The sequence below is a fragment of the Rhodomicrobium vannielii ATCC 17100 genome (assembly GCF_000166055.1).
GTDB classification, from domain to species: domain Bacteria; phylum Pseudomonadota; class Alphaproteobacteria; order Rhizobiales; family Rhodomicrobiaceae; genus Rhodomicrobium; species Rhodomicrobium vannielii.
Map to the genome: position 1 here is coordinate 3,256,702 of NC_014664.1, position 12,677 is coordinate 3,269,378.

Sequence of the window (12,677 nt, forward strand, 5' to 3'; positions counted from 1 at the left end):
AACGATGGCCTCTCCGCTCTCCAGTTACGATCGCCGCAAGGCTCGCGTTCGTCGCAGCCTGCGCCGGGCGCAGGGCGACCGTCCTCGCCTGTCCGTGTTCCGTTCGTCGAAGAATATCTACGCTCAGATTATCGACGACACGAAGGGATACACGCTCGCTTCGGCTTCGAGCCTCGACGCCGATTTCAAGAGCAACCTGTCGAAGGGCACCGATGTCGCCGCAGCTGCGGCGGTTGGCAAGCTTCTCGCAGAACGCGCAATCAAGGCCGGCATCAAGGATGTCGTCTTCGATCGCGGTGGCTACATGTATCACGGCCGCGTTAAGGCGCTCGCAGACGCCGCTCGCGAAGCTGGGTTGAACTTCTAATATACGCCTCGGGCTTTGGCCTGAGACAAATGAAAGGGTACGCTCGTGGCTCGTGATCCACGTGATAGAGGCAGAGAACGGGACCGCGATGATCGCGACAGCGAATTCGTGGACAAGCTCGTTCATATCAACCGCGTCGCCAAAGTGGTGAAGGGCGGTCGTCGCTTCGGTTTTGCGGCTCTCGTCGTCGTAGGTGACCAGAAGGGTCGCGTCGGCTTTGGCCACGGCAAGGCGCGTGAAGTGCCGGACGCCATCAAGAAGGCGACCGACTCCGCGAAGCGCAATCTTATCCGCGTTCCGCTGCGTGAAGGCCGTACGTTACATCATGACGTGCATGGCCATCACGGTGCGGGCAAGGTGTTCCTCCGCGCGGCGCCTCCCGGCACCGGTATCATCGCGGGCGGGCCGATGCGCGCCGTCTTCGAGACACTGGGCGTTCAGGATGTCGTGGCGAAGTCGATCGGAACGTCGAACCCCTACAACATGGTTCGCGCAACATTCGACGCGCTGAAGCATGAAGACAGCCCGCGCGGAGTCGCGGCGCGTCGCGGCAAGAAGGTGAGCGAGATCGTCACCCGTCGTCGTGATGGCGCGGAAGGCCAAGTCTCCGCTCAGGCCGAGGCGTAAGGGAGGCGATCATGGCGGAAGCGAAGAAGACGCTCACCATCGAGCAGATCGGCAGCCCGATCCGCAGGCCGTTCGACCAGCGTGAGACGCTGATCGGGCTTGGCCTGAACAAGATGCACCGCCGCAAGGTCGTGGTCGATAATCCGGCCATCCGCGGCATGATCAACAAGGTTTCGCATCTCGTGCGCATCGTTGAAGAAAACGGTGTGCCGGTGGACGCAAAAAAGCGATAAGGGAAGCGCGACGCGCCGCCCGGAGACGGAATAATGAAGCTGAACGAGTTGAGAGATAATCCCGGTGCCACGAAGGACCGCATCCGCGTCGGACGCGGCATCGGCTCCGGCAAGGGCAAGACGGGCGGCCGCGGCGTCAAGGGTCAGAAGGCTCGCTCGGGCGTGGCCATCAAGGGCTTCGAAGGTGGGCAGATGCCCATCCACATGCGTCTGCCGAAGCGGGGCTTCAACAATATATTCCGCTTGGAGTTCGCGCACATCAACCTCGACAGGGTTCAGGAAGCCATCGACGCTGGCAAGCTCGACGCCTCCAAGGTGATCGATGCCGAGGCTCTCGTCGAGAGCGGCGCGGTCCGGCGCGAGCGCGACGGCGTGCGGCTTCTCGCTCGCGGTGAAGTGAAGTCGAAGCTGACCTTCAAGGTCGCGAAGGCGTCCGAGGCTGCGGTCAAGGCGGTCGAAGCTGCTGGCGGATCGGTGGAGATCACCATGCCGCGCGAGGACCGTCTCGCCGGTGATGGCAAGCGCGCTGTGCGTCGCAGGGCGGCGCAGGCGAAGCGCGAAGCCCGCGCTCCCAAGGCAGACTGATTTGGCCGCGCTACGTTCCACGACACCGGATCGTTCGCACGGCTCTGTGAGCTATAACAGTGACGAATTAACGAGCTAAACTCGCGCAGACGCTCCGGGCGCACCCGCGCCCCAAGCGCCGCAACCGGAGTCGCAGTCATGGTTTCCGCAGCGGAACAACTCGCCGCTAACCTAAAATTTTCGACGTTTGCAAAAGCCGGCGAACTCAAGCAGCGGCTCTTGTTTACGCTCGGCGCCTTGCTGATCTATCGGCTCGGCACGTTCATACCGCTGCCCGGGATCGACACCGCGCTGCTTGCGAAGCTGTTCGAAAGCGCTCCGAACACCGTGTTCGGGATGCTGAACGTATTCTCGGGTGGTGCTCTTTCCCGTTCGGCGATCTTCCTTCTGAACATCATGCCGTACATCACGGCGTCGATCATCATTCAGTTGCTGACGTCGGTTATTCCGACGCTTGAAACGCTGAAAAAAGAAGGTGAGTCCGGCCGCAAGCAGATCAACCAGTACACGCGATACCTCACTGTGGTGATCGCGACCGTACAGGCGACGCTGACCGCGCAGGGGTTGAACAGCTCTGCGCTCGAACCGGGCTGGTTCTTCCAGCTCACGACGGTCGTTTCGCTCGTGGGCGGCACGATGTTCCTCGTGTGGCTTGGCGAACAGATCACGGCGCGCGGCATCGGCAACGGCGCATCGCTCATCATCTTCGCGGGTATCGTGGCGGAAATGCCGACCGCGCTCTATCGCATCCTCGAACAAGGCCGTAGCGGCGTGCTTTCTCCCGCCGTCATCCTCGGGCTGTTCGTGATGATGGTCGCAGTGGTGACGGTCGTTGTCTTCTTCGAGCGTGCGCAGCGCAAGCTGACGATCCAGTATCCGAAGCGCCAGGTCGGCAACCGTATGTTCCAGGGCGACAGCTCGCATCTTCCGCTAAAGCTGAACGCCTCGGGCGTTATCCCGCCGATCTTCGCCTCCACGCTTCTCTACCTGCCCGCCACCATCGAGCAGATCGTCGGCAAGTCGTCCGAGACGCTGAATCAGGTACTGACGTTGTTCGGGCCGGGGCAGCCGCTCCATATCCTGTTTTATATCGCTCTGATCGTTTTCTTCTGCTTCTTCTATACGCCTATCGTGATCAGCCCGAAGGACACGGCCGAGAACCTCAAGAAGTATGGCGGGTTCATCCCCGGCATTCGTCCAGGGCAGCGGACGGCGGAATACATCGAATATGTGATGACCCGCATCACGCTCGTGGGCGCGGCTTATGTCTCGGCGGTGTGTATCCTGCCTGAAGTCCTGTCTTACCAGATGCAGGCGCCGTTCTACTTTGGCGGCACTTCGCTTCTGATCGTGGTCAGTGTTACGATGGATACGGTCGCCCAGGTGCAGAGCCATCTTCTGGCACACCAGTATGAGGGCCTCATCAAGAAGGCGAAGCTTAGGGGAGCGAAACGTCGATGAACATTATTCTGCTTGGGCCTCCCGGCTCCGGCAAGGGCACGCAGTCGAAATATCTCGAAGATAATTTCGACCTCAAGCAGCTTTCGTCGGGAGACATGCTGCGAGCGGCTGTTACGAACGGCACCGAGGTCGGCAAGTTGGCGAAATCCTATATGGAAAGCGGCCAGCTTGTCCCGGACGAGGTCGTCATGGGCGTTGTCTTCGAGACGCTGGAAAACTTCCCCGCGGACAAGCCGGGTTTCATTCTCGACGGGTTTCCGCGGACAAATCAGCAGGCTGAGGAACTCGACGTATTTCTCACGAAGCACGGCAAGACGATTGGGGCGGTGATTCTTGTGGATGTGCCGGACGATCTTCTCGTCAAGCGGATCGCAGGTCGTTTTACGTGCGGGAGCTGCGGTGAGGTTTACAACGACTTCTTCCGCCTTCCGAAGGCTGAGAACACCTGTGACCGTTGCGGCGGCACAGCGTTCAAGCGGCGCTCGGACGACAAGCCGGAAACGGTGAAGGAGCGCCTTGAGGTCTACCACACGCAGACGAAGCCGCTGGTCGACTTCTACAAGGCGCAGGGCAAGCTGAAGACGGTTAATGGCGACGCGCCCATTGAAACGGTAACGCGTCAGATGAACGACATCCTGGGCGCGGCGGGCTGAGGCCCGCGCAGCGCAAGATCGTTCGCAGACGTTCTTGCGCATTCGCGGCTGGACTTATTGGCAAAGGGTGACTATATTGGCGCCCTTGGCTCATGATCTGCGGTCGCCTGGAGGTTTTCGCCTCGCAGGAGCCGTTGTCTTATTTATAGTATGAGCGGACACCCGCTCGAACTTAGCAACACGACGAGGACCACGTGGCACGTATCGCGGGTGTGAACATCCCTTCCAATAAGCGCGTTGAAATCGGCCTTCGCTACATCCATGGCATCGGCGCGAAATACGCGAAGGAAATCTGTGACAAGGTAAGCATCCCGGTGGAACGCCGGGTTAATGAGCTGAGCGACGCAGAGATCCTGCAAATCCGCGAAGTCATCGACCGCGACTATGTTGTCGAGGGCGATCTTCGTCGCGAAGTTGCGATGAACATCAAGCGGCTGATGGATTTGGGCTGCTATCGCGGCCTTCGGCATCGCCGTGGGCTGCCTGTGCGCGGCCAGCGGACGCATACAAACGCGCGCACGCGGAAAGGTCCGGCCAAGCCTATCGCCGGTAAAAAGAAGTAAGGGCTGGCTTTTGAAGGTGGCGCGGTCTTCTTCCGGCATCACGTCGGATTTGAAGATCGCGTTGTAGCTTCGATTTTTTGGGACTGGGACGATGGCGAAGGAAAAAGCGCGCGTCAAACGCCGCGAGAAGAAAAATATTGCATCGGGCGTTGCGCACGTGAATGCGAGCTTCAACAACACGATGATCACGATCACCGACGCGCAGGGAAATGCGATTTCCTGGTCGTCTTCTGGCGCTATGGGCTTCAAGGGTTCGCGTAAATCGACGCCCTATGCAGCGCAGGTCGCCGCCGAAGACGCAGGCCGCAAGGCACAGGAGCATGGCATGCGCACGATCGAGATCGAGGTGAGCGGCCCGGGTTCGGGACGTGAGTCGGCTTTGCGTGCGCTTCAGGCTTGCGGTTTTCAGGTGACGTCGATCCGTGACGTGACTCCGATCCCGCACAATGGCTGCCGCCCGCGCAAGCGCCGTCGCGTTTAGGGTTGCGATGTCGGGCCTTCCCGGCGGAGAGACTTTTTGCATTTCCGGCGTGCCGCCGTTTTGACGGGTGGCGCGAGTCGAGGCTAGGGCAAGCTTCGTATGAATTAACGAGCGCGGGGAACCTCGCGTTCGATGCCGCCGTATAAGGAAAGAAACGTGCTTAACAAGAATTGGCAGGATCTCATCAAGCCGGGTAAGATCAATGTGGTCCCCGGGGCGAATCCGAAATACGTGGCTTCAATTGTCGCGGAGCCGCTTGAGCGCGGTTTCGGGCTGACGCTCGGCAACGCGCTGCGCCGCGTGCTGCTTTCGTCTCTTCAAGGCGGCGCTGTCACGACTATTCATATCGACGGCGTGCTGCACGAGTTCTCGTCCATCCCGGGCGTTCGCGAAGACGTCACCGACATCGTGCTGAACGTCAAGGAAGTCGCCCTCCGCATTCACTCCGAGGGTGTGAAGCGCATGGTTCTGCGCAAGGAAGGCCCCGGCGTGGCCCGCGCGCGCGACATCGAGGCCGGTCCGGATGTTGAAATCCTCAATCCCGACCATGTCCTCTGCACGCTCGACGAAGGCGCGACTGTCCGTATGGAGCTGACAGCGGCCATCGGCAAGGGGTATGTGCCCGCCGAGCGCAATCGCCCGGATGACGCGCCAATTGGCCTCATCCCCGTAGATAGCCTTTACAGCCCGGTCAAGAAGGTCTCGTACCGCATCGCGAACACGCGCGAAGGGCAGATCCTTGATTACGACAAGCTGACGCTCGATGTCGAGACGAACGGCGCGGTGTCTCCGGAAGACGCTGTGGCACTCGCGGCTCGCATCATTCAGGATCAGCTGTCGATCTTTGTGAACTTCGAAGAGCCGCGCAAGGAAGTTGCCGAGGAGCGCATCCCGCAACTCGAGTTCAACGCGGCGTTGCTGAAGAAGGTGGACGAACTCGAGCTTTCGGTGCGTTCGGCGAACTGCCTGAAGAACGACAATATCGTCTACATCGGCGATCTGATCCAGAAGACCGAAGCGGAGATGTTGCGCACGCCGAATTTCGGGCGTAAGTCTCTGAACGAAATCAAAGAGGTGCTGGCCGGCATGGGGCTGCATCTCGGCATGGAAGTCCCGAACTGGCCGCCGGAGAACATCGAAGAACTGGCGAAGCGCTTCGAGGACCATTACTAACAGACCAATCAGACCGCGGGGCGCAGTCCGGCGCGGCGAAGTTTTGAGGACGAGACAATGCGTCACCGTAGATCCGGTCGTAAATTCAATCGTACGGCGAGCCACCGTCAGGCCATGTTCGCCAATATGGCGGCTGCTCTTATCAAGCATGAGCAGATCGTGACCACCCTGCCGAAGGCGAAGGATCTGCGCGGCGTCGTCGAGGCGCTGATCACGCTTGCGAAGCGCGGTGATCTTCATGCGCGTCGCGTCGCGGCGTCCCGTCTTCGCGACGAGACCCAGTTAGCAAAGCTGTTCGCCACGCTTGCGCCGCGCTATGCGGACCGTCCGGGCGGCTATACGCGCGTTCTCAAGGCGGGCTTCCGGTATGGCGACAACGCGCCGCTCGCGGTGATCGAGCTTGTCGACCGCGACGCCAGCGCAAAGGGGCTCGACTCCGGTCCCGTTCAGGACGTTGAGGACGACGAGGCTGAAGCCGCGTAAGCGGGCCAGCGTCTCCGCGAAAAGCGCCCGCAGCATTTACCAACCGCGCGGCGGGTGCCTCGACGAAACAGATTTCGGGCTGCGCCGTCAAGCGCGGCCCTTTTCTTTGCCGCCCTACCGATCACGCGAGCCCAGCCGCGAAACGTGCAAGCGCGTCGCGAAGCTGAGTGAGGGCGGAGTCGCTTGTCACGCGTCCTCAGGCTTTTGTTTGTTATTCGCGAGCCGGCGTCCTCTTTCGCGAACCCGCGTGCAGAACTTGAAGAAGAAACCGTATACCGATCGAATGCGACGCAATCTGATAGGAACGGGGTCTGGAGCGCTCGCGGCGGAGTTCAAAGGGCAAGACATGAGAAAGCGCGTTCGAGATCCTCGGCGCGGGAGATGACGAGCGGCCTGTGGAAGCCGTGGAACAATACATTTGGGGACACAGAACCGACGATCTTTCATCACGGATCGGTTATCTTGGCCGCGACCATTGGCGCGGTGAGCGGCTCCATAGCGTTGTGCCGAGGCATGACGCTGTAAAGTTGTCGATCACTTTCCGCGTCAAATCGAGTTCGATTTGCGCAGACTGATCTAGTCGCCAATCATTTTCATTTGAAGCGAACGCGGACCGAAAGTACCCCGCGCAGGAGGGAGAACTCCGAGTGGAGCACATCGAAGCCGATATTCTGATCCTTGGTGCGGGCGGAGCGGGTCTGCGCGCCGCGATCGCGGCCGCCGAAGCCGCACCCGGCTTGTCGATCGCGCTGGTGTCGAAGGTCTACCCGATGCGAAGCCACACGGTTGCGGCGGAGGGCGGCTCAGCCGCCGTGTTGAAGGACACCGACAGCCTTCAGGCGCATTTCGACGACACCGTTTCGGGTGGCGACTGGCTCTGCGAACAGGATGTGGTGGAATTTTTCGTCGAGCATTGCACGCCGGAAATGATCCAGCTCGAACACTGGGGTTGCCCTTGGAGCCGCAAGCCGGATGGCGACATCGCCGTGCGTCGGTTCGGCGGCATGAAAATCGCGCGCACCTGGTTCGCGGCGGATCGCACCGGTTTCCATATTCTGCATACGCTGTTCCAGACAGCCATGAAGTACCCGGCCATCCGGCGGCTGGATGAGTTCTTCTGTACCGACCTCCTTGTGGACGATGGCCGCGCGCAAGGCGCGGTGCTGCTCAGCCTCTCGACCGGCGAATTCACCGCCGTCACCGCACGGGCGGTCATCATCGCGACGGGCGGCGCGGGCCGCGTCTACCCGCAGAATACCAACGGCGGCATAGTCACCGGCGACGGCATGGCGCTAGCCTTCCGTCACGGCGTGCCCCTGCGCGACATGGAATTCATGCAGTATCACCCGACCTGTATGCCGGGGAGCGGCGTGCTCTTCACGGAAGGTGCGCGCGGCGAAGGCGGATTCCTGCGCAACAAGGACGGCTATCGCTATTTGCAGGACTACGGCCTCGGCCCCGCGCTGGCCGAGCCGCGCAACAAATTCATGGAGCTTGGCCCGCGCGACCGGCTCAGCCAGGCATTCTGGCACGAGGAGCGCAAAGGGCGCACTGTCGAGACGCCGCATGGCGCAGCGGTGCTGCTCGACCTCACGCATCTCGGCCGCGACAAGATCCTCGAACGTCTGCCGCAAATCTATGACCTCGCGAAGGATTACATGGGCGTCGATGCGGCGGAGCAGCCGATCCCGGTGCGCCCGGCGGTGCACTACACGATGGGCGGCATTCTCGTGGATGGCCGCACCGCCGCGCCGCTGCCCGGCCTCTATGCTGCGGGCGAATGCTCCAGCGTCGGCATTCACGGCGCGAACCGGCTCGGCTCAAATTCGCTCGCGGAGCTTTCGGTGTTCGGGCGCGTGGCGGGCGAGCAGGCGGCGGCGTTCGCGCAAGGCTCTTCGGATGGCGACACCGGCCGTCTTCTCGATCAGGCGCGCGCGGCGGAAAGCCGGGCGCTGGCGCTTCTGAACCGGCAGGGCAAAGGCGAACGACACACGGCGTTGCGCGACGAAATGACCGCCGCGATGGAACGCGGTTGCGGCATCTACCGACTCGGCGACGAGACACAGCAAACCTGCGATACGCTCGCCGACCTCAAGAAGCGTTATGCGGATGTCACGCTCGACGATCATACCCGCGTGTGGAACACCGACTGGACCACAGCCATCGAACTCGGCTTTCAGCTCGACGTCGCGGAGGCCATCGCGTACTCGGCGCTGGAGCGCAAGGAGTCGCGCGGGGCGCATCAGCGGCTCGACGGCTACGAAAACCGCGACGACGAACGTTACCTGGCGCACAGCCTCGCGCATTATCGCGACGGCGCGGCGCCTGAAATCACCTATGCGCCCGTGACCATCACCAAATCCACGCCCGGCCAGCGCGCTTATGGCGAAGCAGGCGTCAAACTCGAAGAAGCGAAGCACAAGCATGACTGAGCGCGCGGATAAGACCATCGAATTGCGCGTGTTGCGCTACAATCCGGAGACGGACGAGAGGCCGCACCATCAGAGCTTCACCGTGCCGTACACGAGCGACATGTCGGTCTTGCAGGGGCTTCAGTGGATCAAGGACACCGTTGACGGTAGCCTGACCTATCGCTGGTCGTGCCGCATGGCGATCTGCGGAAGCTGCGGCATGATGATAAATGCCGAGCCGAAACTGGCCTGCCATACGCTGCTGCGCGATCTCGCGCCGGGCCCCGTCACGGTCGAGCCGCTGAACCATTTCCCCATCGAGCGCGATCTCGTGGTGACGGTGGACGACTTCGTGAAGAAGATCGAGAGCGTCACGCCCTGGCTCATCCCCAAGCATCCGAAGCCGGTTTCGGAAGGGCCATATAATCAGACGCCCGCGCAGTTGGCCGCCTATGAAAACTTCAGCGCCTGCATCAACTGCATGCTGTGCTACGCCGCCTGCCCGCAATATGGCGAGAACCCGAAGTTCATCGGCCCGGCCGCAATGGCGATCCTCCAGCGCTACGATGGCGATTCGCGCGATGGCGGCAGCGCGCTGCGCATCGACGCGGTGCATGGCGAGGACGGCGTGTGGGGTTGCACGGCGGTCGGCGCATGCAGCGATGTTTGCCCCAAGGCCGTAGACCCGATGCACGCCGTCAACCAGAACAAGATGAACACAGCGCTCGACTATTTCCTGCGCTTCCTGAAGAAGAGGGACGCGAAATGAGCGAACGTCGCCCTTATATGCGCCCCATGCCCCGCGACTGGTGGGCGCACCGGCCCTTCCGGCATTACACGATCCGCGAGCTTTCGGGCGTGACCATCGCGGTATACGCCGCCGTGCTGCTGTCCGGTCTCGTTGCGCTGTTGCGTGGCCTGGAGGCATGGGACGCCTGGCGCGGCTGGCTCGCTTCGCCCGCCTCGCTGGTGCTACATGGCGCGCTGCTGATCGCCATGCTCTGGCACGTCCGCACGTGGTTCCAGATCCTGCCGAAGACGATGCCGAAGCTTATTCTCGGAGGCACGCCGGTGCCTCAACGGACCATCACGCTGGTGGGCACATCAGTCGCGGTGGTCTGCTCGACGGCGCTTGTCGTATTCGTTCTGTGGAGGCCGTTCTGATGCCGCACGCACCCGAAAAGCGCAGCAACGCGCCGATTTTCTGGCTTCTGTTCGGCGCGGGCGGCACGCTGTCGGCGCTGTTCGGCGCCGGGCTGATCCTCGTGACCGGTTTTCTTGCACCGCAAGGCATCGGCATCGCGCCCGACGCGCTGAGTTACGAAAACGCGCTTGCGTTCACGCAAAACTGGCTCGGCAAGGCGGTAATCTGGGCCGTGATCTCGCTGTTCTTCTGGCACGCGGCCGAGCGATTTTACCTCACGCTGAAGGACATGCATGTGTTCAGCGATACTGGGCGGCGGCTTCTGACTTATGGGGTTGCCGCGTTGGTGACGGTTGCGACGGCGGGGCTTCTTCTGGCCATCGGGTTTTAGAAGGTCTTTTGCCGCTTCGGGATGCATGCGGCGACTGGTCCGCTGGCGGTCTGCTCAAGATTCGATCAGAGCTGCTATGCGCCCGATCGCACCCAAACGGGCGCATCGCGCTCCGCCGCTACTCGACTCGCGAACGATCGGGAAGACGGCGGGGCGGCTCCACGTCGCTACCGGGCAGTGCCGAGGGTTCGTTGTTCTCGGGAAGCGCCTTCTGCTCGGCGCCGGATGCGACTTCGGAAGGCAGGCGCCGAAGCGAAAGCGGAAGGCCGCGTCGTTCCTCTGCCCGCGCCGAGACGCTGCCAACAGTCTGGATCAGCAGTTCCGCCCATTTGCCGGGACGGAAGCGGTAAATGCGGAAGGCGTCGGCCTGCGCATACATGCTGCCCTGCCGGTCGAGCTTCCGGCGCACAGCCTCCTCATCGAGCCCGTCCACCTCGTCGCGGCGGAAACGACTGCGCCGCTCGACACCCAACAGGCGCACCAGCTTTTCGCCTTCGAGGATCGCAAAGACGGCCGCGAGATAGCGCGAGCGCTCCAGCGCGCGCGAGGACTCGTAACTTGGGGCGTTGGTTCGCGCGCGTGCCCACAGGTCGTAGTTTTCCTCGCGGAAATCGAGCGGCACGGCCGCGTAATATTGGCCACCGTGATCGAATACGACATCCTGAAGCGGCGCGATTAGCTCGGCGGGCGTCGGCGGAGTCTGCGCGTCGAACTGATCCTGAAACACGCGATAGAACGTGTTGAGGACGCCACGCATCGGCCCGCGCGCCTGCGCCCGCGCCAGATCCTGACCGAGGTTGAAGAACGGGCCGAACGGTCGATTGATCGAAACGAGCAGGATGCACACGTCCACGAAGATCGCGATCAGAAGCGGGATGTAATCGCGGTCGCTGAGGCCAGCCTCGTCCTGAGTTACGGTTGCCGATGGGTTGGCGGCCTGTTCGGCGCGGATGCGCTCGGGCGACGGCGGTGCCTTGCCGTGGAATACGAGCCCCGTTGCGGTGTTCGACAGCCTGCGAAACGCCTCGGTTACGGCTTCGGAGCCCTCCACCGAGCGAAGCTCCGGCTTTTGCAACTGCGGAAGCTCGTCGATAGAGCGCACGACGCCGTTAAGCGCGGTCTGAAGCTGGCCGTCCGGGCAAGGGAAGATGCCGCCGCGCTCGTCCGGGAATGATGTTTGCCTGCCGCGCGCCTGAAGCTCGTCGCGAAGCTGCCGGAATTGCGGATCGGTCTTGAGCGCGTTGAAGCGTTCGGTCACGAGGCCGAGCTTGCGGTCGAGGCCCTCGATAAAAGCAGTGCGCGTGCCGGTTTCGGGATCGATGGTGGCCGGATCTTTCTTCAGGATGCGCTGAAGATCGGTATTGAGATCGGCGACGTCAGTTTTCACGGCGCCGGTGCGCGACGCGATCAGATCGTTGGCGAACTGGAAGCGCTGGGCATCGCTCTCGCGCAAGCGGCGGCGTGGACCGTCACCCGCGCGGCTCGCCGGGCAGGTGCCGCCCGCCGTCCGCTCGATCTGCGCCTTCTGCGAGGATACGGTGGCGAGCGTCGACAGCGCCGTTTGCAGCAGTTCGAGGCGGCTCTGGCCGTTCTGAAGCGATCGCTGCACCTGATAGACGGAAGAACCGGCCGCCTGCGCCGTCTGCGCGCCTGCTTCGAGGAAGCGCCAGTAGAAGCCGAAGGCGAAGGCCACCGATATCAGGAACAGGACGACATAGCCGAGGATGTAGAGCGGGTAGAGCGAAAAGCGGAGTTGGCCGGAGAAAAGCGCGTCGAGGATATAGATTATCATGCCCTGCAACATGAGGACCGCGAACGCGATGGCGATCTTCGCGCCCAGCCCGATGTCGCCCGACCCCGCCTCGATCAGATAGAGCATGCCGGAATAGGTCGATATCCACGCAAGGATCGAAAGCCCCACGAGGAGCAGGATCATCAGGGGTGAATAGGAGCCGTCACGCTGAGCCGGAAGCGCCATCGATTTCCCCGCCAGAACCTGAGCAACGCGCCGATCTTATATGAGGAGTACGTCAAACAATTTAAATCGAACGCGGACTTTGTGTGAGTGAACGTTTGGTGAAGGCGGTTCTGGCGGCTTGCGGCTG

15 protein-coding genes are annotated in these 12,677 nt (G+C 62.0%); 14 read left to right on the forward strand and 1 reads right to left on the reverse strand.

Going from position 1 to position 12,677, the window contains the following annotated elements; all coding sequences use genetic code 11:
* The first annotated feature begins 4 nt into the window (after positions 1 to 4).
* From rplR to frdD, 14 genes are all read left to right on the forward strand, one after another.
* On the forward strand, positions 5 to 367 hold the full coding sequence (rplR, locus tag RVAN_RS15050) for a 50S ribosomal protein L18 (protein WP_013420569.1): 363 nt from the start codon (positions 5 to 7) through the stop codon (positions 365 to 367).
* Between the two features lie 45 nt (positions 368 to 412).
* On the forward strand, positions 413 to 994 hold the full coding sequence (rpsE, locus tag RVAN_RS15055; protein ID WP_013420570.1) for a 30S ribosomal protein S5: 582 nt from the start codon (positions 413 to 415) through the stop codon (positions 992 to 994).
* An 11-nt stretch (positions 995 to 1,005) separates the two neighbouring features.
* Positions 1,006 to 1,227 (forward strand): 50S ribosomal protein L30, encoded by a 222-nt coding sequence (gene rpmD, locus RVAN_RS15060; RefSeq protein ID WP_013420571.1) that lies wholly within the window; start codon positions 1,006 to 1,008, stop codon positions 1,225 to 1,227.
* A gap of 33 nt (positions 1,228 to 1,260) precedes the next feature.
* On the forward strand, positions 1,261 to 1,812 hold the full coding sequence (gene rplO / locus RVAN_RS15065; RefSeq protein WP_013420572.1) for a 50S ribosomal protein L15: 552 nt from the start codon (positions 1,261 to 1,263) through the stop codon (positions 1,810 to 1,812).
* A gap of 138 nt (positions 1,813 to 1,950) precedes the next feature.
* Complete coding sequence (gene secY / locus RVAN_RS15070) at positions 1,951 to 3,273, forward strand: preprotein translocase subunit SecY (RefSeq protein ID WP_013420573.1); 1,323 nt, start codon at positions 1,951 to 1,953, stop codon at positions 3,271 to 3,273.
* Positions 3,270 to 3,926: an adenylate kinase gene (locus tag RVAN_RS15075; protein ID WP_013420574.1), complete on the forward strand. Its 657-nt coding sequence runs from the start codon at positions 3,270 to 3,272 to the stop codon at positions 3,924 to 3,926. The genes secY and RVAN_RS15075 overlap by 4 nt, the downstream gene beginning before the upstream one ends.
* A 194-nt stretch (positions 3,927 to 4,120) precedes the next feature.
* A complete protein-coding gene (rpsM, locus tag RVAN_RS15080; RefSeq protein ID WP_013420575.1) occupies positions 4,121 to 4,489 on the forward strand; it encodes a 30S ribosomal protein S13 in 369 nt (122 codons plus the stop codon).
* Positions 4,490 to 4,580: 91 nt separating this feature from the next.
* Positions 4,581 to 4,970, forward strand: coding sequence for a 30S ribosomal protein S11 (gene rpsK / locus RVAN_RS15085; protein ID WP_013420576.1), 390 nt, complete (start codon positions 4,581 to 4,583; stop codon positions 4,968 to 4,970).
* Positions 4,971 to 5,102: 132 nt separating this feature from the next.
* On the forward strand, positions 5,103 to 6,143 hold the full coding sequence (locus RVAN_RS15090; protein WP_013420577.1) for a DNA-directed RNA polymerase subunit alpha: 1,041 nt from the start codon (positions 5,103 to 5,105) through the stop codon (positions 6,141 to 6,143).
* A gap of 57 nt (positions 6,144 to 6,200) precedes the next feature.
* Complete coding sequence (gene rplQ / locus RVAN_RS15095) at positions 6,201 to 6,626, forward strand: 50S ribosomal protein L17 (protein WP_013420578.1); 426 nt, start codon at positions 6,201 to 6,203, stop codon at positions 6,624 to 6,626.
* Positions 6,627 to 7,273: 647 nt separating this feature from the next.
* Positions 7,274 to 9,058 carry a fumarate reductase (quinol) flavoprotein subunit gene (gene frdA / locus RVAN_RS15100; protein ID WP_013420579.1) on the forward strand — a complete coding sequence of 595 codons (1,785 nt, stop codon included), beginning with the start codon at positions 7,274 to 7,276 and terminating at the stop codon, positions 9,056 to 9,058.
* Complete coding sequence (locus RVAN_RS15105) at positions 9,051 to 9,806, forward strand: succinate dehydrogenase/fumarate reductase iron-sulfur subunit (RefSeq protein WP_013420580.1); 756 nt, start codon at positions 9,051 to 9,053, stop codon at positions 9,804 to 9,806. Before frdA ends, RVAN_RS15105 begins: the two co-directional genes overlap by 8 nt.
* The gene (locus RVAN_RS15110) at positions 9,803 to 10,201 is read left to right on the forward strand and encodes a hypothetical protein (RefSeq protein ID WP_013420581.1); all 399 of its coding nucleotides are present in this window, start codon (positions 9,803 to 9,805) and stop codon (positions 10,199 to 10,201) included. Before RVAN_RS15105 ends, RVAN_RS15110 begins: the two co-directional genes overlap by 4 nt.
* On the forward strand, positions 10,201 to 10,572 hold the full coding sequence (frdD, locus tag RVAN_RS15115; RefSeq protein ID WP_013420582.1) for a fumarate reductase subunit FrdD: 372 nt from the start codon (positions 10,201 to 10,203) through the stop codon (positions 10,570 to 10,572). The genes RVAN_RS15110 and frdD overlap by 1 nt, the downstream gene beginning before the upstream one ends.
* 118 nt (positions 10,573 to 10,690) lie before the next feature.
* Here the strand turns inward: frdD and RVAN_RS15120 are convergent, their stop codons facing one another.
* Entirely contained in the window at positions 10,691 to 12,550 is a 1,860-nt protein-coding gene (locus RVAN_RS15120; RefSeq protein ID WP_013420583.1) for a hypothetical protein, read from the reverse strand.
* Between the last annotated feature and the right edge of the window lie 127 nt (positions 12,551 to 12,677).

What these genes read in the sequence shown, in the direction of transcription:
- RVAN_RS15110 (WP_013420581.1), top strand. Translation starts at nt 9,803, where the DNA reads ATGAGCGAACGTCGCCCTTATATGCGCCCCATGCCCCGCGACTGGTGG.
- rplQ (WP_013420578.1), top strand. Translation starts at nt 6,201, where the DNA reads ATGCGTCACCGTAGATCCGGTCGTAAATTCAATCGTACGGCGAGCCAC.
- rplR (WP_013420569.1), top strand. Translation starts at nt 5, where the DNA reads ATGGCCTCTCCGCTCTCCAGTTACGATCGCCGCAAGGCTCGCGTTCGT.
- RVAN_RS15075 (WP_013420574.1), top strand. Translation starts at nt 3,270, where the DNA reads ATGAACATTATTCTGCTTGGGCCTCCCGGCTCCGGCAAGGGCACGCAG.
- frdD (WP_013420582.1), top strand. Translation starts at nt 10,201, where the DNA reads ATGCCGCACGCACCCGAAAAGCGCAGCAACGCGCCGATTTTCTGGCTT.
- rpsK (WP_013420576.1), top strand. Translation starts at nt 4,581, where the DNA reads ATGGCGAAGGAAAAAGCGCGCGTCAAACGCCGCGAGAAGAAAAATATT.
- RVAN_RS15090 (WP_013420577.1), top strand. Translation starts at nt 5,103, where the DNA reads ATGCCGCCGTATAAGGAAAGAAACGTGCTTAACAAGAATTGGCAGGAT.
- secY (WP_013420573.1), top strand. Translation starts at nt 1,951, where the DNA reads ATGGTTTCCGCAGCGGAACAACTCGCCGCTAACCTAAAATTTTCGACG.
- RVAN_RS15105 (WP_013420580.1), top strand. Translation starts at nt 9,051, where the DNA reads ATGACTGAGCGCGCGGATAAGACCATCGAATTGCGCGTGTTGCGCTAC.
- RVAN_RS15120 (WP_013420583.1), bottom strand. Translation starts at nt 12,550, where the DNA reads ATGGCGCTTCCGGCTCAGCGTGACGGCTCCTATTCACCCCTGATGATC.
- rpmD (WP_013420571.1), top strand. Translation starts at nt 1,006, where the DNA reads ATGGCGGAAGCGAAGAAGACGCTCACCATCGAGCAGATCGGCAGCCCG.
- rplO (WP_013420572.1), top strand. Translation starts at nt 1,261, where the DNA reads ATGAAGCTGAACGAGTTGAGAGATAATCCCGGTGCCACGAAGGACCGC.